A 21,181-nucleotide genomic window follows, 5' to 3' on the forward strand; every position below is an offset into this window, starting at 1 on the left:
ACCGTCGTTTCAGCGGTAGCGGTACACTCGTAAGCTAGGCACAAAGGGGTGATCCTCCAGCTTTTGATCACTCCGCGTAGCCCGGCTGCGCTCGGTTGGCGGAGCATCGGGTGGCGCAATGATGTCCGGAAAGGCATGGCCGCCTTCGGTGGGAATGAAGATCGGCATAGCAACGTTAAAGGCTTCTCGCTCGCCGGTTTCGTAGCGCACGTTGGCACGGATCAAGGGTGCTTGGGTTTGTACCTGTGCAAGTGCTTCAGCATCCGGTAATTGTGCAACCTTTTGGTATTGAATGCGGATATGTGTCTTATCGGCGCCCAACTTCTCAAGCTTCTGTAACACCTCTGCCTTACTCAACCGCTTAATGCTGCGTCCACTGCTATACCAGTTGAACGCTATCCTAGTGGGCAAGGTATGCAGGATCGGCACGGTGCGACTGAATTGCTTTAGATGCAATCGAACCAGACCTTCGCGTTCCAAGGAGCCCTGTACGGCCTGTGCACGTTTGGCTAGGCGCGCCGAGGTTTCCGGCCACAAGCCTGGTTGCTGTTTTTTAAGGTTCAGCAAGTGCAGATGAAAGCGTTGGCGCAGGTCATTAGTGCGTTGCACCAACTCTAGGGTGCTGGGTGTTACCTTCACCACACCGATATGATTGCGTGTCGCTCGGCCATCCTGGCCATCCAAATACCAGATGTCGGACAAGGCATAGCACAACCGTTTGATGGTCTCATTGAGGTGGTTGGTGCCCCACATCCAGCTTTGTGGCACTTCAGAGCGAATCCGCAAATTCAGTTGCTGAGTGACTACTAACCAGTCATCAAAAAGGTAGGTTAGCTCTCGTGGCATACGGACTCTACGGCTTCCAAATTGGGTGATACCTTATCTAAGGCAGCAAGAAACACCTCAATGCCGGCACCCTTTACGTGGGCGTGCTCGCTTAAATAGCGGCGATATTGGCGCGCGCCCGTGCATTCATGAAACAGATTAAACAGCGGTTTAATCACGTGGTTTAAACGTTGACCGCTGGTCAATTGTGCTTCCAGATAGGGTAGCATGCGCTCAGCAACCTCTGTCGCTGAGCGAGGCGCTGTGTGACTGCCATAGAATCGACCGTCGACCTGCGCTAAGAGCATAGGGTTGTGCCAAGCTTCGCGGCCGACCATGACGCCATCCAGGTGTTCTAGCTGTGCGGCGCAGTCGTCGAGTGTTTTTAAGCCGCCGTTTATCAGTATTTCCAAGTCGGGAAAGTCCCGTTTTAACTGATAGACACGAGCATAGTCCAGCGGCGGTACCTCGCGGTTTTGCTTTGGACTGAGCCCTGACAGAATAGCCTTGCGCGCATGCACGATAAATGTCTGGCAACCACTCTCACTGACCGTGCCGACGAAGTCGCGCAGAAATTCATAGCTGTCGAGATCGTCGATACCAATACGGTGTTTGACCGTCACGGGAATGTCTACCGTATCCAGCATCGCTTTAACGCCGTCGCGTACCAGGTCGGCATGGCCCATAAGCACGGCCCCGATCATGCCGTTTTGCACACGGTCACTGGGGCAGCCAACGTTCAGATTAACTTCGTTGTAGCCCCAAGTTTGCGCCATCATGGCACACTGTGCCAGGTCGGCTGGCTCATGTCCGCCCAGTTGCAAGGCTACGGGTTGTTCCTCGGTATTGAAATCGAGAAATCGATGTGGATCACTGCCGTGGATTAAGGCGCCGGTGGTGACCATTTCGGTATAAAGCACTGCGTGATCGGTAATCTGACGCCAAAAATAGCGGCAATGCCGATCAGACCAGTCCATCATAGGAGCAGTAGTAAAGCGACGATTCAAAACAACAGGCACAGTAGACTCGGGTAATTATTTCCAAAAGAGACATTTTAATGATTATATGGGGGAATGAAACCGTTAAGAAATTCTAACCACAACGTGATGCTATCCCCACCTTGAGCATTTACGCCGTTGAATCTATTTAATTTTGACGACGTCTCCCATAGAATCGGGACGCGAATAATAAATACGGATGATACACAGTAGGTAATCAGCCTTTGTTGGGTGTTTATCGCAGTTACATCCTTGGACGCTATGGAATGACGTTTTTATGACCAATAACGCAACCCTTTCAGCCCTTAAAACAGAGCTGGAGAAAACCGTCGAGGATGCGCAGCGGGCACTGGAACAGTATCTGTCCTACTCTCAAAGCCTGCAGGATTGGCAGCAGACGGTAGACGGGTTTCAGCAACTGCGCGGCATTTTCGTTATGCTGGAGCACCAGGGTGCCGCACTGATGTGCGAAGAGGCTGTTCAGCTATTGCAGTTTTTACCGGTAGAGTCGGTAGCGCAACACGATAAAGAATTTGAAGTATTAACACGTTCCCTAGTGTTGATTCAGAAGTATCTGGAGTTTCAGGAATTAGGCAAGGCGCCCTTTCCAGAAATACTGCTTCCGACCGTGAACGACCTGCGTCGTGCGCGCAAGGCGGTGATACTGCGTGAGGGGTGTTTTCATCGCTTCAATTACACAATTAAGGCAACAACCAATGCCGACAACCGGCTGACCCGAGAAACCAAAGAGGCGCTGCGCAAGTACCGTCATATGTTTCAGGCTGGCCTGCTGTACGCTATGCGCGAGGCGCAGCCAAAGCGTGCTCTGGGCTATATGGCGTTGTGTTTGAATCGGGTACAGAGTGCGTTACGGCAAACCGATGCGGCCGACTTCTGGTATCTCGCAGCGTTGGCCGCTGAAGGCATTTCCAAAGCCGATGACCACAGGCTCAGCGCCGCACGGCGAAGATGGTACGGCCAGCTGGATCGTCAATTACACAACCTGATTCGGCAGAGTAACAAAGCGTTGCAAGCAGCCCCCGTCAGCTCCTTGGTCCAGGACAATTTGTACTACATAGCTCTGACGGCTGCGCACTCGCCGCGTTTACAGTCCTTTCAAGAGGCTCATCCCGATATTCGTTTGTCATACAATGACCGTCAACTGCGTGAGCAGGAACAACTCTTACTGGCGCCCGGTTCTTCGGTCTTGCAAAGCGTTTCAACGGCCTTGCAGGAAGAGTTTGTGAAGGTGAAAGACACGGTAGATCAAGCCGCAGTGCCCAATGGTCAGTTCTCGGCGTATGGATTGCGGGATCATTTGGCGCGTATTGCCGATACCTTGGATATGGTGGGGCTTAACAGTCCAGCCAACGTGGTTCGGCGGATGTGGGAGTTGGTGCGCGGCTGGCCAGACAACGCCGTACCCCGACAAGACGATTTGATGACCATAGCCGACGCCATTTTGTACGCCGAATCCGCTGTATCGCGTTTGAACCAGAACGGCACGCGATATACTGCCGACGATGAAGCTGCCGGTGCGCGCAATGTGATGCTGCAAGAGGCGAAGGCTGCGGTACTGGATGAAACCGAAGCCGGTCTGTCTGTGGCTAAACGCGCGGTTACTGCCTATATGGAAAGTCAGTACGATAACGTTCACTTGGCGAATGTACCCGCCACCCTCGGGGGTATAAAAGGTGCACTGATGTTTTTGCAGGCAATGGAGGCGGTAGTGGTGGTCGATCAGTGTATTCGTTTCGTTACCGGTTTGCAGCGCAATGAAGTTCGGGCGACCGATATTCAACTTGAAGCCTTTGCTGACGCATTGAGCAGCCTTGAGCTGTATTTGGAGGGGCTGTTGGCGGGACAGGATAACCCTGATGTGTTGCGTATGGCGCGAGCCAGTGTGGCGCAGCTACCCAGTAAGGTGAAGGGAGAAGCCTAATGGCGGCCATTGTCTTGATGGTGTTTGCCTTTTCCTTTTTATTCATGCTGGCTGGCTTGTGGTTACTTACGCGCTATCGCTGGGTCAAAGGCTTTTTAGCTGGCACGTTGGGCTTGTTGTTTTTTGCCAGTGCGGTGTTGGGTGGGTTGGCTGCATGGCGTCTCAGTGAGTATGAGCGCGTAACCGACACCACCTTGCTGGGTACTATTACGGTGCGCGACATCAGTAGTAATCGTTACGCTGTGACGCTGGCGCAGGATCGCGTGGCGCGGCGTTTTGAGTTGGAAGGCGATCGTTGGCGCGGCGTGGGCCAGCGGGTAGTCGCTCCTGAATGGCTGTTTTTCGGTCCGTCGGTGGAGTTTGTGACTCTGATACAAATGGAAGGACGCTATTTACGGCTGGAAGATGAAATGCGGGCGCAACGCCCTGTTCAGGGCGGGAACTGGTATCGTCGATTGGGCGACGAGTTGCTGGCAATGCTGTTCGAAACAGACGAACTGTTCACGCCATTGTTGCCTTTAACACTGCAGGCTTTATTTACGCTGGAGTTTCGCGGCGATACCTTTGTGCTGCAGGGTATTAATGAGCCAGCGCAGGAGGCCCTGCGCCGTTGATTGTTCGATTACAAGCCGAACAAATCGCCCAATTTAGTCGCCAGCATCATGTTGCCTTCTACTTTCAGTGAGCCACTCATAAAGGCTTGCATGCCATTGGTTTCACCCGCCATCAGGTCTTTCATGGTGTCTTCTGACAAGCTCAGCGTAACGCTAGGATCGTCGTGTTCGCCTTCGGCCATGTCGCAGGTGCCATCGTTCACTGCGATATAGAAAGTCTTACCGTCAACGTCGAATTGAAACACTTCTTCAAGGTCTTCTGCAGCGCTGGGGTTGAAACGTGACTGGAAGGCCGCAAATTGATCTGTCATGCTGGTCATAATCTTGTTCTCATACAGGTGTTTAAAACGCTAGTTTAAACATATGGGGTAGGGAAAGCCAAGTTACTTCCTGAGCACCACATGCTATTTGTTACCGGAGGAAATATGTGGGCTGATTATCTGATATTCCTGTTAAAAACCGTCACAATTGTTGTGGCTATAGGCTCTGTTGTAATTCTTGTTGTGGGTGCGGCAACACGCCATAGAGATGATGACGACAAAGGTCACATCAAAGTAGAAGATCTCAGTAAGAAGCTGGATCGCGTGCGTCAGCGTTTAGAGGAGGCGATGGCAACCGATCATAAGCTGCTAAAGAAACAACGCAAAGCGGAAAAGAAAGCTGAGAAGCAGGAAGCAAAAGTGCGTGCCAAGTCAGACCAGGATTCGGCGAACGCCAAGCCGACGGCCTGGGTGGTGGATTTCAAAGGCGACATGAGCGCGTCTCAAGTTAAGTCGTTGGCTGAAACGGTAACCGCCATTGTTACCATTGCGCAGCCAGGAGAAACCGTCCTGATACGACTGGAAAGCCCCGGAGGGGTTGTTCATGGCTATGGTTTGGCAGCCTCTCAATTGGCGCGCCTGAAACAGCATGGTTTAAAGCTGGAAATTGTCGTCGATAAGGTGGCCGCTAGCGGCGGGTACATGATGGCGGCGCTGGCTGATCGTATCATTGCCGCACCGTTTGCCGTGGTCGGTTCCATTGGTGTGGTGGCACAGCTGCCGAACATTCATCGTTTTTTGAAGAAGAACGACATTGATGTTGAGCTGCATACGGCCGGCGAGTTCAAACGCACCTTGACCATGATTGGCGAGAATACCGACGCTGGGCGCGCCAAATTCAAAGAAGACTTGGAGAACACACACCGCTTGTTTAAAGAACATGTCGCTAAGGCACGGCCAAGTCTAGATATTGATGCCGTCGCAAATGGTGAGTTCTGGTACGGTAGTGACGCGGTAGAGAATGGGCTGGTGGATGAGATCAGTACCAGTGACGATGTGATTCTGAAGTTACATGATGCTCACCGCGTTATGAAAGTCAGTTTCGAGACACCGAAGCCGCTGGCCAAACGCTTGTCTATTGGCGTCATGGCTATGTTTGACGATGTATTGGCTCGCTTGTCATCACGCCATACACCGTATTTCTGAGAACAAGCAGATACAAAAAAAGGGGCTTGAAGCCCCTTTTTTACTCGTTCATGTAACGCTGCGTAGCGTCAGTTGCCGGTTATTGTCCGTTGGTCACATCGACGTACAGGGTCAACGACTGACCGGGTTGCAGATACTGCCGACTGGCTGCATCGGGATTCCATTGACGAATTTGATTCACTGAGACGTTGAAACGGTCCGCAATGCGGTGCAACGAATCGCCACTGCGTACCGTATACCCAACACGGCGAATTACCGAGCGCTGGTTCGGCCCGGCTTGCGCAGCGCGGTCCGGCGTGGTCCAGATCACCAAAGTTTGACCCACGATAATAGGATCTGTTGGTGCCTTGCCGTTCCATTGGGCCAATTGACGCATGTTCACATTGTACTTCCGTGATAAGTCCCAGAAGGAATCGCCCGGTTGTACGACATGATCCACACGCTCTAAGCCGTTGCCGGGCTGTTGGTTCTGGCGTCGATCCAGGCGCTGGTCAGCGCTCAAGCGGTATGCAGTGTTGGATGCCGACGCGGTGGGGATCAATAAGTGGTCGCCAGCGCGAATGACATTGGAGCGCAGGTTATTGACGTCACGCAGTACATCAACCGTCGTTTGATGCGCGCGAGCGATGGTGATGAGTGAGTCGCCCGATTGGATGCGGTAGCGGGTCCAGTTCACGCGTTGGTCGGGTGGCAAATAGGCCAGCTCTTGGCGCATCAAATCAGCTGATTCCACCGGTATTAGCAAGTAGTGCGGGCCATCAGGGTGAGTAGCCCACTGATTATAACCGGGGTTCAATAAATAGAGCTCGTCCAAACTGATGTCGGCTAAGCGTGCGGCCTGAGCTAAGTCTATCTGACCGTCAATTTCTACCACGTCGAAATACGGTTCAGTACTCATGACCGGAAGCGTCAAACCGTATGCGGCAGGGTCTGACACAATGCGGGCCAATGCGACCATCTTGGGGACATAGGCGCGTGTCTCTGCGGGCAAGCCGAGATGCCAGAAAGTGGTCGGCAGTCCACGCTCCCGGTTTATACGCTGGGCACGCCGCACCGTGCCAGCGCCCGAATTGTATGCCGCGAGTGCCAGTTCCCAGTCGCCATTAAACTGGCGGCCGAGGTCCTGTAAAAAGGTGATGGCCGCGTCCGTTGATGCCAAAACATCACGGCGACCGTCATACCACCAGTCCTGCTTTAATCCGTAGTAAGTGCCTGTGCCGGGAATAAACTGCCACATGCCAGAGGCTCTACCGTGCGAATAGGCAAAGGGGTCGTAAGCGCTTTCGATGACTGGGAGCAGAGCCATCTCCATGGGGATGCCAGATTCGAGAACCTGTTCGTAGACGTAGGGTAAATAGCGGCGAGCTCGATGGGATACGCGGTCAAAGTAGCCTTGATTACGGCTGTACCAGCGTATCTCTGCGTCAATGCGCGGGTCTTCTACCGTTAAGTCCATAACAAAGCGTGAGCGCATTTCATGCCACAGGTCCCGTTCGTAAGCGGCAAGTTGGCGTGGCCAGGCAAAGGCTTCTTCGGTGTTAAACTCCTGTGGAAACAATAAGGCCATGTCTTCAAGAATATGATCTTCGGCGTAATCCGGTAGGGGCGATAAATGGGTGCGTTCAGGAGTTGGAGTGATCGGTCCGTCGATCTGCATGATTTCCAGAGCATCTGCGGTGTCTAGGCTGCTTTGCGTAGAGTCGGGGCCAAATACCTGACAAGCTGTGATGGTGAAGGCCAAGAAGAGTGTTAGGAAGGTTCTAATTATATGTTGCATAATGTCCATACTGGTCAGATTAACGTCGATTCATGGTTACAACTCGAAAGCAGCCACTTAATTGTGCTTAAAACATATTGCACATGACAGCTGGCGGAAAACGTTTCGAGTGCGTGAAAAAGTGTCGTGTTATACCATTAGTGCTAGCAACACTCCGGTGTCGTTCAGCGCTGTTACCACGGTATCGGCCGACACTTGAGTCTGCTCCACAGATTTTACATTCGATAGAGTCAGCAGTATCAGCCGAGCAGGCTTAGTAATTGAGCATCATTGTTCAGTATCCCTGTAACAGCGTCAAGGTTCGTAGTAGGCTGAACCCGTTGGCTTTACAAACATGATGAGTGTTACATGTCGGTTTCTCAGTGGTACAAAAAGTGGTTGCAGTGGTGGCGTCCAGCGCCTCTCCAGCCGCATGCCCGTGAAGTGCAACTGAACCGTTGGTATCGCACCGAGCTGGGTGAAGCGCTGTACCGCACAGAACGTGATATGGTCGCTCCCGTGCTCGCTCAAGGCTACCATCCGTTTATCGTCCAGGTAGATGGTGGGTTGTATCGCCCGCTCTTTGATGCACAGAAATGCCGCAGCAAAGCGGCGGTATTGATTTCGCGATACGAAAACAACGCGGTGTGTCCAACGGTTCAGTCTGACCCGGAGCATTTGGCTCTGTTGCCAGAAACGGTCGATATGATGATCATGCATCACGTCATCGAGTACGCGCAAAACCCGCACCGAGTTTTGCGCGAAGCGGTGCAGGCTCTGCGACCTGGCGGACAACTGATTGTTATGGGTTTTAATCCTTACGGTTTTTGGGGCCTGGCGCGCTTGCTGCGCCGACAAAGCCAGGTACCTTGGGTGGGGCGGTTTGTGTCTGCCCGTCGGGTGGCTGATTGGTGTACTCTGTTGGATTGTGATGAGGAGCAAACGGCCTATTACTACCACTGGCCACCGATGACCCAAGCCTCCTGGAAGCGGCGAGTACGTTTATTAAATGCCTTTTTTCGGGTAGTTATGCCGATGACGGGCGCTGGATACATGTTGGTGGTGCGAAAAAATCAGGTAGAGTTATTGCACGATCATAAGTGGAAGCCAGCTTTTTTTATGCAAGACAAAGTGATGACAACGCAAAGAGAGCAGGTGACAGGATAGTGGAAGTAGTGATTTACACGGACGGCGCATGCAAAGGTAATCCGGGCCCTGGAGGCTGGGGTGCATTTATGCAGTATGGTAAACACGCTAAAGAGCTGTTTGGGGGTGAAGCAAACACCACCAATAATCGTATGGAGCTGCGTGCGGCCATCGAAGGCTTGTCGGCCTTAAATAAGCAGAGCGTCGTGAAGCTCTACACCGATTCATCTTACGTCAAAAATGGTATTGAAAAGTGGATGACAGGCTGGAAGCGCAATGGTTGGAAAACTGCATCGAAACAGCCGGTGAAGAATGTCGATTTATGGCAGCAGCTGGATGAACTCGTAAAGAAGCATGAAGTTCACTGGCATTGGGTGAAGGGGCATGCTGGCAACCCCGGCAACGAGAAAGCCGATGAGTTGGCTAACTTAGGCGCGCAAAAGTATCTTTAGATTTTTATGATAGATTAGCTCGGCTAAACGCTTAAGCAATGAGTGTTCGGCGAAAGTAGGAGATAGATGAGGCAATGCGCCAAATAGTATTGGATACCGAAACCACGGGCTTGGACCCATCGCAGGGGCATCGGGTAATTGAGATTGGTTGTGTGGAGGTGGTAGACCGCAAGCTAACCGGCAACCATTACCACGTGTACATCAATCCGCAGCGCAATGTGCCCGAAGATGCCATCGCTATTCACGGCATTACCAATGAGTTTTTGGCTGACAAGCCGGTGTTTGCAGACATTGCAGAATCATTCTTCGACTTCGTGCGTGGTGCGGAGTTAGTGATTCACAACGCACCCTTCGATATGGGGTTCTTGAATCATGAATTACGGACGTTGCGATCCCCGGCAGCGCCACTGGAAAACCATTGCACAGTCTTGGATACCCTCTACCTGGCCCGTCAAAAACATCCCGGCCAGAAGAATAATCTCGATGCATTATGTAAGCGCTACGGCATCGACAATGGTCACCGTGATCTGCATGGGGCATTGTTAGACGCTGAGATTCTAGCGGATGTTTATCTGTTTATGACCGGTGGGCAGACGGCGCTGGAGTTGGCAGCGGAAACCCCTAAAGACAATGTGCAGGATGCCGCATTGGCTTTTGCGGCCGAAGCCAGTGGTAGGGATTTACCAGTAATCGAAGCTAACTCCGCCGAGCTTGCAGCGCATGAGCATTTGCTGGCGCTGATTGATAAGAAGTCGGACGGGGCTTTGTGGAAGCATAGTGGATGATGCTGCGCTCTTCCGCCCTACGGTAGGCTGTAAACGTAGGGCGGGTATTTATACCCGCATGGCCTCCTTCGACCAGAGGGCTGGCCTCCGCTTAATGTAACTGACGGCGAATAACGCCTACATACTTCCCTTCAATGGCAAAGAAGTCTTCTGGGGTTACTATGATGTCTTCAAAGGCGTCATTCTCCGCTACCAATCTAATGACGTTTTTTTCCCGAAAATAACGCTTCAATGTCACATCTTCATTGATGCGCGCGACAATGATGTCACCGTCTCGCACTTGCGTGGTTTTAGCGACTGCAACCAGGTCATCGTCATACACGCCAATGTCTTTCATGCTCATGCCATTCACACGCAACAGGAAGTCGGCCGGAGGTGAAAAGAAGTCAGGTGCCACTGGGCAGTACTCATCAATGTGTTCAGTCGCCAGGGTAGGGCTGCCTGCTGCTACTCGACCAATCACCGGTAATCCAGGGCCAGCACTCACAGTCTCATCATTTGCCGGTGCTTCAAGATGGGGCAAGCGAATGCCGCGTGACGCGCCGGGTATCATCTCTATAGCGCCTTTGCGAGCTAATGCCTTAAGGTGTTCTTCGGCCGCATTGGCTGATTTAAAACCCAGTTCGCGCGCGATTTCTGCGCGTGTCGGTGGCATACTATGCGCTTCAATGTAGGTGCGCAGGAAATCCAGAACCTGTTGCTGACGAGCCGTAAGCTTGATCATGATAAAGACCTGTTTTTTTATCCATGTCTGTTTGCATATACAGTATAATGGGCGACCTACCGAAGTCAACGATGGTTGAGAAGGGTCGACGTAATTCTCGCAACCAGACACACTTCAAAATTTTGCTAAAACGCATTTGCGACCGGTCATATAAGGACGATAAATGAAAAGCAGCTCTGAACTGTTCCCTGTTACTCTACTGACAGCCGAACTGAAAGATGACTGGAATGAAGACACCTATTTATTGAAGCCGAATAACTCCGGCGACACGACGGTGGAGTTTGCTTTAACGCGCTTCAGTGCTGATCACGCACGTTGGGGCATACCTGTATTGTGGTTGCCGCCTTTTCTGCAAGGGCGCAGTGAATGGTTGATGCGCTCGGAAGAGCGTCTTCGCGTTTTACTGGCTGCCGGTTATGACGTTTGGTTTTTGGAATGGCGTGGACATGGGGCCAGCGTGGTAAATGACAACTGGGCAAGTAACAGCCTGGATGTAATCGCCTGTTGTGACCTGCCGGCGGCGTTGGATTTTGTGCGCGAGCAAGCCAAGCAAGAGCCGTTGTTGGTGACTGAATCTTCTGCGGCACAAGTCTGGGCTCGGGCACACGGTATGGAGCGCACCCTGCCACTGGCCGGTAGCATTCTACTTTGGCCTGCCTTGGGTAAAGTATTATGCGCTGATTACGCTGCTCGTATGGGGTGGTTGGGGCATGAGCTCGAAGTTTCTCGGAGCGGAGTAAAACGTCTGGATGGGCACGAAAGCATCAACCGGCCATTGTTTGATGAATTATTGTTAGGACAGCGTGCCGTTTTGGGGGAGTGGCGTTATATGCAGTCACCGCAACCCTTTTACGTAGCGGATCGCGCGAGCGCGCAAAAATCCACTGTTCGTTGGCTGAGTAAAGTGCCCGGCGAACGCTATGTGTCGGTGCAGGCGGATGAGGCGGACATGAAGCCTGAACATCTCGTAGAGTGGCTGCGCCGCTTGCAGCTGATGGCAAGTGAATAGGTCTGTGATTGTATAAAAAGGGAGCCTCTTTAGGCTCCCTTTTTAGTTGGGCTTACGACGCGCTGTTATTCATCCGCGCGGGTAAAACATCTTTCAATTTCTGATGCATTTTGCGAATACTGGTTTCAGTCGTCGTCCAGTCAATACAGCCATCCGTCACTGAAACGCCGTATTGCATATCAGAGAGGTTAGGCGTCAACTTTTGATTGCCGAAGTTGATGTTACTTTCAATCATCAGGCCTATGATGGACTCATTTCCTTCCAATATTTGATTGCTGACGTTTTCCGCGACCAAGGTTTGCAGAGCAGGGTCTTTATTCGAGTTGGCGTGCGAACAATCCACCATGATATTGGGTGTCAGACCGGCTTCGCGCATTTCTTGTTCACACAGAGCGACACTGACTGAGTCATAGTTCGGCTTGCCGTTACCGCCGCGCAATACCACGTGGCCGTGCGGATTGCCCTTGGTATGGATAATCGCTACCTGGCCGTCGCCGTTGATGCCCAGAAAACGGTGCGGCTTGCTGACCGATTGTAGGGCGTTAATAGCAACTTGCAGGCCGCCATCAGTGCCATTCTTAAAGCCTACAGCCGATGACAAACCACTGGCCATTTCGCGGTGCGTTTGGGACTCGGTAGTTCGTGCTCCGATGGCCGACCAAGAAATCAGATCCTGCATATACTGGGGTGAAATTGGGTCCAAGGCTTCGGTGGCCGTTGGTACGCCCATCTCGGCAATTTCACACAGCAGTCGACGACCAATTTCCAAGCCGTCTTGAATTTTGAACGTGTCGTTCAGGTACGGGTCGTTGATCAGGCCTTTCCAGCCCACGGTAGTGCGGGGCTTTTCAAAATACACGCGCATGACCAGTAACAGGGTGTCCGAGACTTCTTCGGCCAACGTCTTGAAACGCTGGGCATAGTCCTTTGCGGCGTCCAGATCGTGAATAGAGCAGGGGCCAACCACCAAAAATATACGATGGTCTTTGCGGTTTAAAATGTTGTTAATGGCGTCGCGCCCTGCATTGATGGTTTCTGCTGCGGCATCGGTCAAAGGGACTTTCTGCTTCAGCATCGCCGGCGTGATCAGTATCTCTTGCGATTCAACGTTTAAATTCTCGGTAACGGCGGTCATTATTCTTCCACTTCTTTATGATTATGGCTTTTCCAGTGTGCATATCTGGATTGCCTGTTTTTACGGCATATCTCGGGATGCCTCAGAGCCTCCCTAGTACGCCTTTTACTCTCTTGGTCGGCTATTTTAACACCAATCTAGCAACCACTCCCAGCGTTGAAGCGCTGTAGATTGTGTAATCTTTGTGGGCTAGGGAAGCTCAGAAGTATTCCCTTGTTAGCAATTTTGCTGCCATGTGCTAAATTTAGAGGGTGGCCTCGCGAGGAAGGCTGTGCAACTGTGGGCTCTCATTATGCAGTCGCAGACCATTATAAAGCGGTACCTGACAGTAGGATGCTGGTTAGGATGCTGCCAAAGCGGAAATATTTGCTATGAGTCGTAATGTTAAACGCGATTCCACGAAGGACTTGATCTTGGTAATTGGTGCTTTCGCTGGGGTGATTATCATCGCCGTGGTATTAACGCTGTTTTTTCGTTCCATCGCGGCCACCCAGAGTACGGGTCAAGGCAACTTTGTGACCAATTTGCTGGGTTTGGTACCGCCTCCGGAGGTTGTGCCAAATGAATTGCCTATGCAAGAAGCCTACGCTGCGTGCCGAGCACGCGTGATCAGTGAGGCCGGCAGTAATCTGATGAGTACGCGTTTTGACAATCGTTCGTCACGCTATAATGCATCAAATCGCGAGTACATTATTTTTCTCAACGTCTACATGCGTCCTACTGATCGTGGTGGTGAAACCATGGAGCTCTGGTCGCGATGCAACGTCTCTGCTGTGACCGCACAGATCACCGAGTTTCGCTTGAACAGCGATGCGGGCTTCTTCGGTTTGTTTACTATGTAAGCATTCTTAGCCAGCAGAGGGGTGCAGAGGAGGACGGTCGGCCTTCTATTAACCTTAATACAATAAAATTCTGATTGACCTCGCTATTCTGAAAAAGCATATTTAGGAGAGTTTTTATAACAGGGTCCGTTCAATGAAGCTGCAGCAACTCCGCTATATCTGGGAGGTCGCCCATCATGACCTGAACGTATCTGCCACGGCGCAGGTGCTTTACACCTCTCAGCCCGGCATATCCAAACAAATCCGACTGTTGGAGGATGAGCTGGGTGTCGAGATTTTTGCTCGCAGTGGTAAACATTTGACGCGCATTACGCCAGCGGGTGAAGCTATTTTGCAGGTGGTGGGCGATGTGCTCAAGAAAGTGGAAAGCATCAAGCAGGTCGCGCAAGAATTCAGCGACGAGAATAAAGGCAGTCTGTCCATTGCGACAACGCATACTCAAGCACGGTATGCACTGCCTACTGTTATCGAAGGCTTTATTAAGCGCTTCCCCGATGTATCACTGCATATGCACCAGGGTACACCCATGCAGATCGCTGAAATGGCTTCCAACGGCACAGCTGACTTTGCCATTGCGACCGAGGCCATGGAACAATTTCATGACCTGATTATGCTGCCTTGCTATCGTTGGAATCGCAGCATTATTGTACCGCGCAAACATCCCCTAGCCCAAAAGCACCAGTTGACACTGGAAGATATAGCCGGCTTTCCGCTGGTGACCTATGTGTTCGGTTTTACTGGCCGTTCGAAGCTCGACGAAGCCTTTCGCAACAAAGGCTTGGAAACCAAGACGGTATTCACCGCGGCCGATGCCGACGTGATCAAGACTTATGTACGTTTGGGTCTGGGTGTAGGCATTGTGGCCAGCATGGCGATGGATGAGGAACAGGACAGTGACTTGGTGACTTTGGATGCCAGCCATCTGTTCGAGGCTAGCATCACTAAGGTTGGCTTGCGCAAAGGTGTGTTCTTACGCGGCTATATGTACAAATTCATCGAAGCCTTCGCGCCGCATTTAACGCGTGAACTCATTGACAAGGCCATGGCGTGCAGCAGCAAGGCGGATGTTGATGAGTTGTTTCGCCACGTCTCCTTGCCAACTTTTTAAAAACCTCCCTAACCATATTTTCGCCTCTGAGGAGAATTTTAACGCTGCCAGAGCGAGCGCAGTAGTTTTTAGGTGCTGTGCAGCCCACACTCTTTCTGCGTAGCTTCCTCCCACCACCAACGACCCTCACGCTCATGTTGGCCCGGTAACACGGGTCGCGTGCAGGGTTCACAGCCGATGCTGATGAAGCCGCGCTCATGCAGTGGGTTAAAAGGCACATCAAACATCCGGATGTATTCCCACACCTGTTGAGAAGTCCAGTTCGCCAGTGGGTTAAATTTCACCAAAGGCTTGTCTGGCGATCCGAATACAGTGTCCAGTTCAACCGTGGCGACGCTGGCACGGGTGCTGGGGCTTTGGTCTTTACGCTGGCCGGTAATCCATGCGTCCACTGTTTGCAGCTTGCGCTTCAAGCTGTCAACTTTGCGTACGCCGCAACACTCTTTGTGGTCGTCTTCATAAAAGCTGAATAAGCCTTTGGTGCGTACCAAGGCTTCTAACTTGGCTTGATCCGGTGACAGTATGTCTAGATCCAAGTTGTAGTGCTTGCGCACCTGATCAATGAACCGGTAGGTGTCGGCATGCAAGCGGCCAGTGTCGAGCGTAAACACCTGCACATGCTTGCTGACCTTTTTTGCCAAGTCGATCAACACCACATCTTCAGCACCACTGAATGAAATGACAATGTTATCGAACTGCTCGTGCGCAAAACGCAGTATGTCTTTTGGGGTTTGAGGCGCCAGTGCTTCTTGCCATTGGTCGATCAATGCAGGGGATGTCATATTATGAGTAGGGTCTTTTCTATGAGCTGAGCGAGGAGAATAGCAAAGGCCTGCGGCATCACAAAATATCGAATACCTATAATCTTATTCCCTGTGCCGGAGTAAGCTGAACAGTTCTCTAACGGAGCACGAACAGGCATAATGCTGCGCCATTACACTTACGCAATAATAACGACAGGAGAGAACACGTGGAAATTGCTTGCCTTGACCTCGAAGGTGTATTGGTACCAGAAATTTGGATCGCTTTTGCCGAAAAAACCGGTATTGAAGAGCTGAAAGCCACCACGCGCGACATCCCCGACTACGATGTTCTGATGCGTCAGCGGCTGGCGATTCTGGATCAGCACGGTTTAGGGCTGCCGCAGATACAAGAGGTCATTGCGACACTGAAGCCTCTGGATGGCGCGGTGGAGTTTGTTGACTGGCTACGTGAGCGTTTCCAAGTTGTTATCCTGTCGGATACCTTCTACGAATTCTCACAGCCGTTGATGCGCCAGTTGGGTTTCCCAACGTTGTTCTGTCACAAGTTGGAAGTGAACGACCAGGGCCGTGTGGTGGATTACCACATTCGTCAAAAAGACCCGAAGCGTCAGTCTGTTAAAGCGTTTCATAGCCTGAATTATCGATGCATTGCTGCTGGCGACTCTTACAACGACACTACCATGCTCGCCGAAGCAGATGCCGGTATCCTGTTTCATGCACCAGACAACGTGATTGCGGAGTTCCCTCAGTTTCCGGCGGTGCATACCTACGCCGACTTGAAACAGGAATTCATTAAAGCCAGCGTGCGAGATATCGCGTAAACATTTTTTGGCCTTTACCGTAGGAGGCCAGCCCCCTGGCCGAAAATTCGCGCAGAGGGCTGCGCTCCTACGGCAACGCCAACCCTAACGACGCCAACAGACTTCGAATCTTGTCGTGGGTCTCTTCGAACTCAGCCGCCGTTTCGGAATCCCACACAATACCGCCTCCGGCCCAGGTCCACAGGTGGTTGTCTTGAATCGCCATGGTGCGAATCAAAATATTACTGTCCAGCAAGCCAGTTACATCCTGATAAAAAATCGAGCCGCAGTAAGGGCCGCGCTGGTGCGGTTCCAGTTCCGCAATAATTTCCATCGCCCGCCGTTTGGGCGCACCGGTGATCGAACCACCGGGAAAGGCTTTCAATAAGGCGCCTAATGGCGTTTCGCCCGGACTCAGCGTAGCCGTCACTGTGCTCACCAACTGATGCACATTGGCAAAGCTCTCTAGGTCAAACAACTTGGGAACCTTGACACTGCCCGGCACCGCACTGCGGCCCAGATCGTTGCGCAGCAAGTCCACAATCATTAGGTTCTCCGCGCGATCCTTGGTGCTTTGCAGCAGCGACTGTTTCAGCGCTTCATCTTCTTTAGGGTCTGGGCTACGTGGACGGGTCCCTTTGATGGGTTTGGTTTCCATCTGCCCGTCAGCAATACGCAGAAAGCGCTCTGGCGACAGACTCAAAAGCTGTGTGTTGCCAAGGTCAAGATAAGCCGAAAAGGGCATCGGGGTCGCATTGCGCAATCGAGCATAGGTCGCCAACGGGGCATTGGGCCAAGGAGCATCAAACTGGCGCGTCAGATTCACCTGATAGCAGTCGCCAGCGGCAATGTAGTCTTTCAGGCGCTGCATCCGTTGCTCGTATTGGTGTTGATCTAAGCTGGTGTGAACCACCGTGTCGGACGCCATGGCGACATCCCTGGGCGGCAAAGTGGGTTGCCACTGCGCAGCATCGCCGATGTAGAGCACACGCTGTTCTTGGTGGTCAATAACGACCGCGTGGTCATAGTCGCCCACCCATGCCAAGGGCATGTCGATCACTCGGCTCAGTGTTTGGCGACGGTGGTCCTGTAAGGGAACCCCTTGTTGAAGTTGGCCCAGGTCGTAATTAAGTAGGCCAATCAAACCACCATTGAAGCCACCGTTTGGTTTGGTCGGCAACGCAACGCGAGACTGTATTGCCGATAAGGCGGCGATCACTGATCCGCGTTGGATATTCGTTAATCGATAGCTGCCGTCGGCTTGGCGCTCCCACTCTTCCAGCGCTTGCAACGTAGTCACCACAAAATATCGCTGCGGCATCGCCGCCACCACGCTGTAACGCCCAAAGGGTGCTCCCGGCAGGCAACTGTCCAGCAACACAGGAAAGTGCTGTGAGTCTAGGGCACTTAGCCAGCAGAGCGGGTTAAGAGGGTCAATCAGGGCGTCAGACATGCAAAGGATGTGGTGCCTTAAGAATAAACGAGCACCGAGCTTAGCGATTTTCAGTATGAAATCAACGGCTTGTTGCAATGCGGTCCATTCACTCTGGCAACTCGTATAGACAACAGAAAGCTACACAAAAAGGTTGACAGGCAGCTGAATTAAGGCTGTTATGAAGGTGAAAACGGCAAAAAGTTACACGGGTATATCAAAAAACGTCACGAATGCAGTGGTTTTAGGTATGCCCGCACAGTTCACTCACAACAATACGAGTGGAGCCGTAAGGGCATGATAGCCCACCTCGGGTTATCTGCGCGGCCAATGACTGGCCGCCAACGTCCTTCACGCCCTCTGCCACTAGGAGGTGTCTATGACTGCTCAAGCGCAATCCGGTGTTTTTTGGCGAATAGTAGACGAAAGTGGGGCTGGACCTGACTCGGTAACGCTGGTGTTTCAAACACCCAGCGAAACCAGTAACAGCATGCAACTTGAAACCGACATTGTGACGGCGGAATACCTGTCTTACATTGGCAAGCAACACATTGATGTGGCTTGGACAACGGAAGACTCGGAACTGCTGACCATCCTGCTGCAAAAGCAATTTCCCGATCGATTCGATTCTGAACAAGGTATGCACCTAGACCTGGGCGATGAAGCCATTGTTGATACGCTGGCGGTTATCGCAGCCGCTCGATTTGGCAATGCCCAAGACAGTACCGATTGGATATCCGAACGTCCTTGGAATACCTTGCAGCGTTCTTACGAAGTAGGGGATATGGTTGCCTTGGCGACCGATGAGGGCTTTTGCCTAGGCGTATTAGTGGAACTGGATGCAGTAGAGGCGCAAGTCGTATTGCTGCAATGGGTTGATGGGCAAACCGCAGAGTGCGAAGCCCGTTTGCACGAACTGATTCGGGTTTATAAAGCTGATCTGCTGCCCGATACCTTTGGCCACGTCATGCCAGTTGCAGGAGAGCTGGTGCACTGATATCCGTTAGATAAATGAGAGCGGCGGCGTTGGTCTGCAAGCTGACGCCGCCCGTTTCGGGGGCGAGACATTCTGGTATGCCTCCAATTGCGAATTCAAACCATGCCATAGACTGGCTAAGGAACGTTGAATGAGTGAGATCAAGATTTACGCGCTGGACACGAATGTACTGATTCACGACCCTAACGCACTCTTTAATTTTGAAGAACACGAAGTCCTTATTCCCATGGTGGTACTCGAAGAGCTCGACAAGCTCAAAGTGGGTACCACGCCACTGGCTGCCGATTGCCGTCAAGCGGTTCGTACCATCGACCGGATCATTGGCGACGCCTCACCCACAGATGTTATCCGCGGTGTTCCCATTCCACGTCTCGACGGCGGCCATCAAGGCAAACTGTCAATTTTAATGCCACACGGAGAAGCCGCTGCGGGTGGCACGCTGCAAGCCCACGTAAACGACAACAAAATCATCAATGACTTACTGCACCTACAAGGGCGTTACCAAGCCCGCAAAGTAGTGCTGGTCACCAAAGACATCAATATGCGTCTCAAGGCACGGGGCTGTGGCCTAGACGCTGAGGATTACCATAACGACCAGTTGATCACTGACATTGATCGACTGAACAAAGGTTACATCACTGTTGAAGGTGATTTCTGGGACGCCATGGAATCTCAAGGCCATATTGACATCGACGGCCAGAAGCAGCAAAAGATACCGCGTGCGCACCTGGACAACCTAATTGGCACCGAGTACTTCCCCTGTCAATTCATTGTCGACGAACGCGACTTTATTGGGCGAATTGTTGCCGTAGAACCCGATACCGTCACCCTGGAGTTGTTCAACGAAGGTATTTTGATGCGCCAGAAAGCGTGGGGATTAAACCCGCGTGATGCTTTTCAGGCCATGGCCATGCGCCTGTTGTTAGACCCGGAAATCGACTTGGTATCGCTTAATGGCCCCGCCGGCTCTGGTAAAACCATTTTGGCGTTAGCCTGCGCTTTGGAACAAACGGTAGAAACCAAGCTCTACAAGCGCATCGTGGCGACGCGGAGCACCCGTGGGCTCGATGAAGACATCGGCTTCTTGCCCGGTACCGAAACGGACAAGATGGCGCCTTGGTTAGGCGCCTTTACCGACAACTTAGAAGCGCTGCATGCGGAAGATTACGACCCGAACAGCAGCGAGCATTACGTGGGCGCAAACATGCCATTGCACTTCAAGTCGATGAACTTTGTGCGCGGGCGTAGCTTCCAACATACCTTGCTGATCGTAGATGAGGCGCAAAACCTGACGCCGCATCAAATAAAAACCATCATCACGCGGGCCGGTGAAGGCACTAAGGTGGTGTGTCTGGGCAATCTGGCGCAGATAGATACACCGTATCTGGGGCCAACCAGCTCTGGTCTGACCTACATGACCGAGCGCTTTAAAAGCTTTGAGTTTGGCGGTTCGCTGAGCTTGCTGGGGGTAGCGCGCAGTCGTTTGGCTGCATACGCCGAACAGTATTTGTAGGAAACTGCCCGCTGGTCGGATGATTCGCCCGGCGGGTGTAAACACACCGCCCTACGTCCCGGCTAACCGTAGGGCGGGTATTTATACCCGCCGTATAGCGGTCTATCAGGTCACGGCTGTCCTAATCAAACAAAACACTGCATTCACATCTTTGCACTACTTTGACGGTAAGGTAGACTCAACCTATAGCCTGTGGCAAGAGTACATAACATGATCAGCGTGATATTGGTCGATGATCACGATCTCGTGAGAATGGGCATCAGAAGGCTGCTCGAAGACATCGACAGCATCAAGATTGTGGGTGAAGCGAACAGTGGTGAGCAAGCGCTCATTTTGGCGCGTGAGCTGAAGCCACAAGTGATTTTGATGGACGTCAAGATGCCCGGCATCGGTGGGCTCGAGGCCACAAGACGTCTGCACGCCGCACAGCCGGAAACCAAAGTAATTGTGGTGACTTCGTGCACGGAAGACCCATTCCCCAGCCGCTTGCTGAAAGCCGGTGCTGCAGGTTACCTCACGAAAGGTGCCGGCATCGATGAAATGGTCTTGGCGATCAACAGCGTCGCCCGTGGTCAGCGCTATTTGAGCCCTGAAATTGCCCAGCGTATGGCGTTAAACTCTTTCTCTGGTGAAAACACGGAGAACCCATTGGATGCCTTGTCCGAGCGGGAAATGCAGATCACTATGATGATTGTGAACTGTCACAAGGTGCAGGCCATTTCAGACAAGCTGTGCTTGAGCCCCAAAACGGTGAATACTTACCGTTATCGCATCTTTGAAAAACTGAACATTGGCAGCGACGTTGAGCTGACACATTTGGCTTTACGCCATGGTCTAGTAGAAACCAGTGACATGGAGCGTCTAAACTGACGT

General features: G+C 52.1%; 21 protein-coding genes. 13 read left to right on the top strand and 8 right to left on the bottom strand.

What is annotated here, in order from left to right; translation table 11 throughout:
- Nucleotides 1-9 precede the first annotated feature (9 nt).
- Together NFC81_RS06050 and dusA are read right to left on the bottom strand one after the other, a co-directional pair.
- Nucleotides 10-846: a DNA replication terminus site-binding protein gene (locus NFC81_RS06050; RefSeq protein WP_304996632.1), complete on the bottom strand. Its 837-nt coding sequence runs from the start codon at nucleotides 844-846 to the stop codon at nucleotides 10-12.
- Nucleotides 831-1,844, bottom strand: coding sequence for a tRNA dihydrouridine(20/20a) synthase DusA (gene dusA, locus NFC81_RS06055; protein WP_304996633.1), 1,014 nt, complete (start codon nucleotides 1,842-1,844; stop codon nucleotides 831-833). The genes NFC81_RS06050 and dusA overlap by 16 nt, the downstream gene beginning before the upstream one ends.
- A gap of 256 nt (nucleotides 1,845-2,100) precedes the next feature.
- On the opposite strand from dusA, the gene NFC81_RS06060 reads away from it, so the two are divergent.
- Together NFC81_RS06060 and NFC81_RS06065 are read left to right on the top strand one after the other, a co-directional pair.
- Entirely contained in the window at nucleotides 2,101-3,765 is a 1,665-nt protein-coding gene (locus tag NFC81_RS06060) for a hypothetical protein (protein WP_304996634.1), read from the top strand.
- Entirely contained in the window at nucleotides 3,765-4,379 is a 615-nt protein-coding gene (locus NFC81_RS06065) for a hypothetical protein (protein WP_304996635.1), read from the top strand. Before NFC81_RS06060 ends, NFC81_RS06065 begins: the two co-directional genes overlap by 1 nt.
- Before the next feature lie 8 nt (nucleotides 4,380-4,387).
- Here the strand turns inward: NFC81_RS06065 and NFC81_RS06070 are convergent, their stop codons facing one another.
- Nucleotides 4,388-4,699 carry an SCP2 sterol-binding domain-containing protein gene (locus NFC81_RS06070; RefSeq protein WP_304996636.1) on the bottom strand — a complete coding sequence of 104 codons (312 nt, stop codon included), beginning with the start codon at nucleotides 4,697-4,699 and terminating at the stop codon, nucleotides 4,388-4,390.
- Nucleotides 4,700-4,804: 105 nt separating this feature from the next.
- Between NFC81_RS06070 and sohB the strand changes: the two genes are divergently transcribed.
- A complete protein-coding gene (gene sohB, locus NFC81_RS06075) occupies nucleotides 4,805-5,845 on the top strand; it encodes a protease SohB (protein WP_304996637.1) in 1,041 nt (346 codons plus the stop codon).
- Nucleotides 5,846-5,924: 79 nt separating this feature from the next.
- Here sohB and NFC81_RS06080 read toward each other — a convergent pair whose 3' ends face one another.
- Nucleotides 5,925-7,622 carry a LysM peptidoglycan-binding domain-containing protein gene (locus NFC81_RS06080; RefSeq protein ID WP_304996638.1) on the bottom strand — a complete coding sequence of 566 codons (1,698 nt, stop codon included), beginning with the start codon at nucleotides 7,620-7,622 and terminating at the stop codon, nucleotides 5,925-5,927.
- A gap of 348 nt (nucleotides 7,623-7,970) precedes the next feature.
- Here NFC81_RS06080 and NFC81_RS06085 point away from each other — a divergent pair, with 348 nt between their 5' ends.
- The 3 genes from NFC81_RS06085 to dnaQ all read left to right on the top strand — a co-directional run bounded on the left by NFC81_RS06085 (nucleotide 7,971) and on the right by dnaQ (nucleotide 9,984).
- Nucleotides 7,971-8,768, top strand: coding sequence for a methyltransferase domain-containing protein (locus NFC81_RS06085; RefSeq protein ID WP_304996639.1), 798 nt, complete (start codon nucleotides 7,971-7,973; stop codon nucleotides 8,766-8,768).
- Nucleotides 8,765-9,199, top strand: coding sequence for a ribonuclease HI (gene rnhA / locus NFC81_RS06090; protein WP_304996954.1), 435 nt, complete (start codon nucleotides 8,765-8,767; stop codon nucleotides 9,197-9,199). Before NFC81_RS06085 ends, rnhA begins: the two co-directional genes overlap by 4 nt.
- 74 nt (nucleotides 9,200-9,273) lie before the next feature.
- Nucleotides 9,274-9,984: a DNA polymerase III subunit epsilon gene (gene dnaQ, locus NFC81_RS06095; protein WP_304996640.1), complete on the top strand. Its 711-nt coding sequence runs from the start codon at nucleotides 9,274-9,276 to the stop codon at nucleotides 9,982-9,984.
- Between the two features lie 91 nt (nucleotides 9,985-10,075).
- Here the strand turns inward: dnaQ and lexA are convergent, their stop codons facing one another.
- Entirely contained in the window at nucleotides 10,076-10,708 is a 633-nt protein-coding gene (gene lexA / locus NFC81_RS06100; protein WP_304996641.1) for a transcriptional repressor LexA, read from the bottom strand.
- A 163-nt stretch (nucleotides 10,709-10,871) separates the two neighbouring features.
- Here lexA and NFC81_RS06105 point away from each other — a divergent pair, with 163 nt between their 5' ends.
- On the top strand, nucleotides 10,872-11,717 hold the full coding sequence (locus tag NFC81_RS06105) for a hypothetical protein (RefSeq protein ID WP_304996642.1): 846 nt from the start codon (nucleotides 10,872-10,874) through the stop codon (nucleotides 11,715-11,717).
- 52 nt (nucleotides 11,718-11,769) lie between these two features.
- Here NFC81_RS06105 and NFC81_RS06110 read toward each other — a convergent pair whose 3' ends face one another.
- Nucleotides 11,770-12,852 (bottom strand): 3-deoxy-7-phosphoheptulonate synthase, encoded by a 1,083-nt coding sequence (locus NFC81_RS06110; protein ID WP_304996643.1) that lies wholly within the window; start codon nucleotides 12,850-12,852, stop codon nucleotides 11,770-11,772.
- A gap of 371 nt (nucleotides 12,853-13,223) precedes the next feature.
- Here NFC81_RS06110 and NFC81_RS06115 point away from each other — a divergent pair, with 371 nt between their 5' ends.
- A complete protein-coding gene (locus NFC81_RS06115) occupies nucleotides 13,224-13,694 on the top strand; it encodes a hypothetical protein (RefSeq protein ID WP_304996644.1) in 471 nt (156 codons plus the stop codon).
- A gap of 133 nt (nucleotides 13,695-13,827) precedes the next feature.
- Nucleotides 13,828-14,802, top strand: coding sequence for an HTH-type transcriptional regulator CysB (cysB, locus tag NFC81_RS06120; RefSeq protein WP_304996645.1), 975 nt, complete (start codon nucleotides 13,828-13,830; stop codon nucleotides 14,800-14,802).
- A gap of 68 nt (nucleotides 14,803-14,870) precedes the next feature.
- On the opposite strand, the gene NFC81_RS06125 is transcribed toward cysB, so the two are convergent.
- Nucleotides 14,871-15,584, bottom strand: coding sequence for a phosphoadenylyl-sulfate reductase (locus tag NFC81_RS06125; RefSeq protein ID WP_304996646.1), 714 nt, complete (start codon nucleotides 15,582-15,584; stop codon nucleotides 14,871-14,873).
- Nucleotides 15,585-15,772: 188 nt separating this feature from the next.
- Here NFC81_RS06125 and thrH point away from each other — a divergent pair, with 188 nt between their 5' ends.
- Complete coding sequence (gene thrH, locus NFC81_RS06130) at nucleotides 15,773-16,387, top strand: bifunctional phosphoserine phosphatase/homoserine phosphotransferase ThrH (protein WP_304996647.1); 615 nt, start codon at nucleotides 15,773-15,775, stop codon at nucleotides 16,385-16,387.
- A 67-nt stretch (nucleotides 16,388-16,454) separates the two neighbouring features.
- Here thrH and pabB read toward each other — a convergent pair whose 3' ends face one another.
- Nucleotides 16,455-17,819 carry an aminodeoxychorismate synthase component I gene (pabB, locus tag NFC81_RS06135; RefSeq protein ID WP_304996648.1) on the bottom strand — a complete coding sequence of 455 codons (1,365 nt, stop codon included), beginning with the start codon at nucleotides 17,817-17,819 and terminating at the stop codon, nucleotides 16,455-16,457.
- Between the two features lie 358 nt (nucleotides 17,820-18,177).
- On the opposite strand from pabB, the gene NFC81_RS06140 reads away from it, so the two are divergent.
- The 3 genes from NFC81_RS06140 to uvrY all read left to right on the top strand — a co-directional run bounded on the left by NFC81_RS06140 (nucleotide 18,178) and on the right by uvrY (nucleotide 21,178).
- Nucleotides 18,178-18,795, top strand: coding sequence for a hypothetical protein (locus NFC81_RS06140; protein ID WP_304996649.1), 618 nt, complete (start codon nucleotides 18,178-18,180; stop codon nucleotides 18,793-18,795).
- Nucleotides 18,796-18,925: 130 nt separating this feature from the next.
- Entirely contained in the window at nucleotides 18,926-20,308 is a 1,383-nt protein-coding gene (locus tag NFC81_RS06145) for a PhoH family protein (protein WP_304996650.1), read from the top strand.
- Between the two features lie 210 nt (nucleotides 20,309-20,518).
- The gene (gene uvrY, locus NFC81_RS06150) at nucleotides 20,519-21,178 is read left to right on the top strand and encodes a UvrY/SirA/GacA family response regulator transcription factor (protein WP_304996651.1); all 660 of its coding nucleotides are present in this window, start codon (nucleotides 20,519-20,521) and stop codon (nucleotides 21,176-21,178) included.
- Nucleotides 21,179-21,181 lie beyond the last annotated feature (3 nt).

The organism is Salinispirillum sp. LH 10-3-1, assembly GCF_030643825.1.
In the GTDB taxonomy this organism is placed as follows: domain Bacteria; phylum Pseudomonadota; class Gammaproteobacteria; order Pseudomonadales; family Natronospirillaceae; genus Salinispirillum.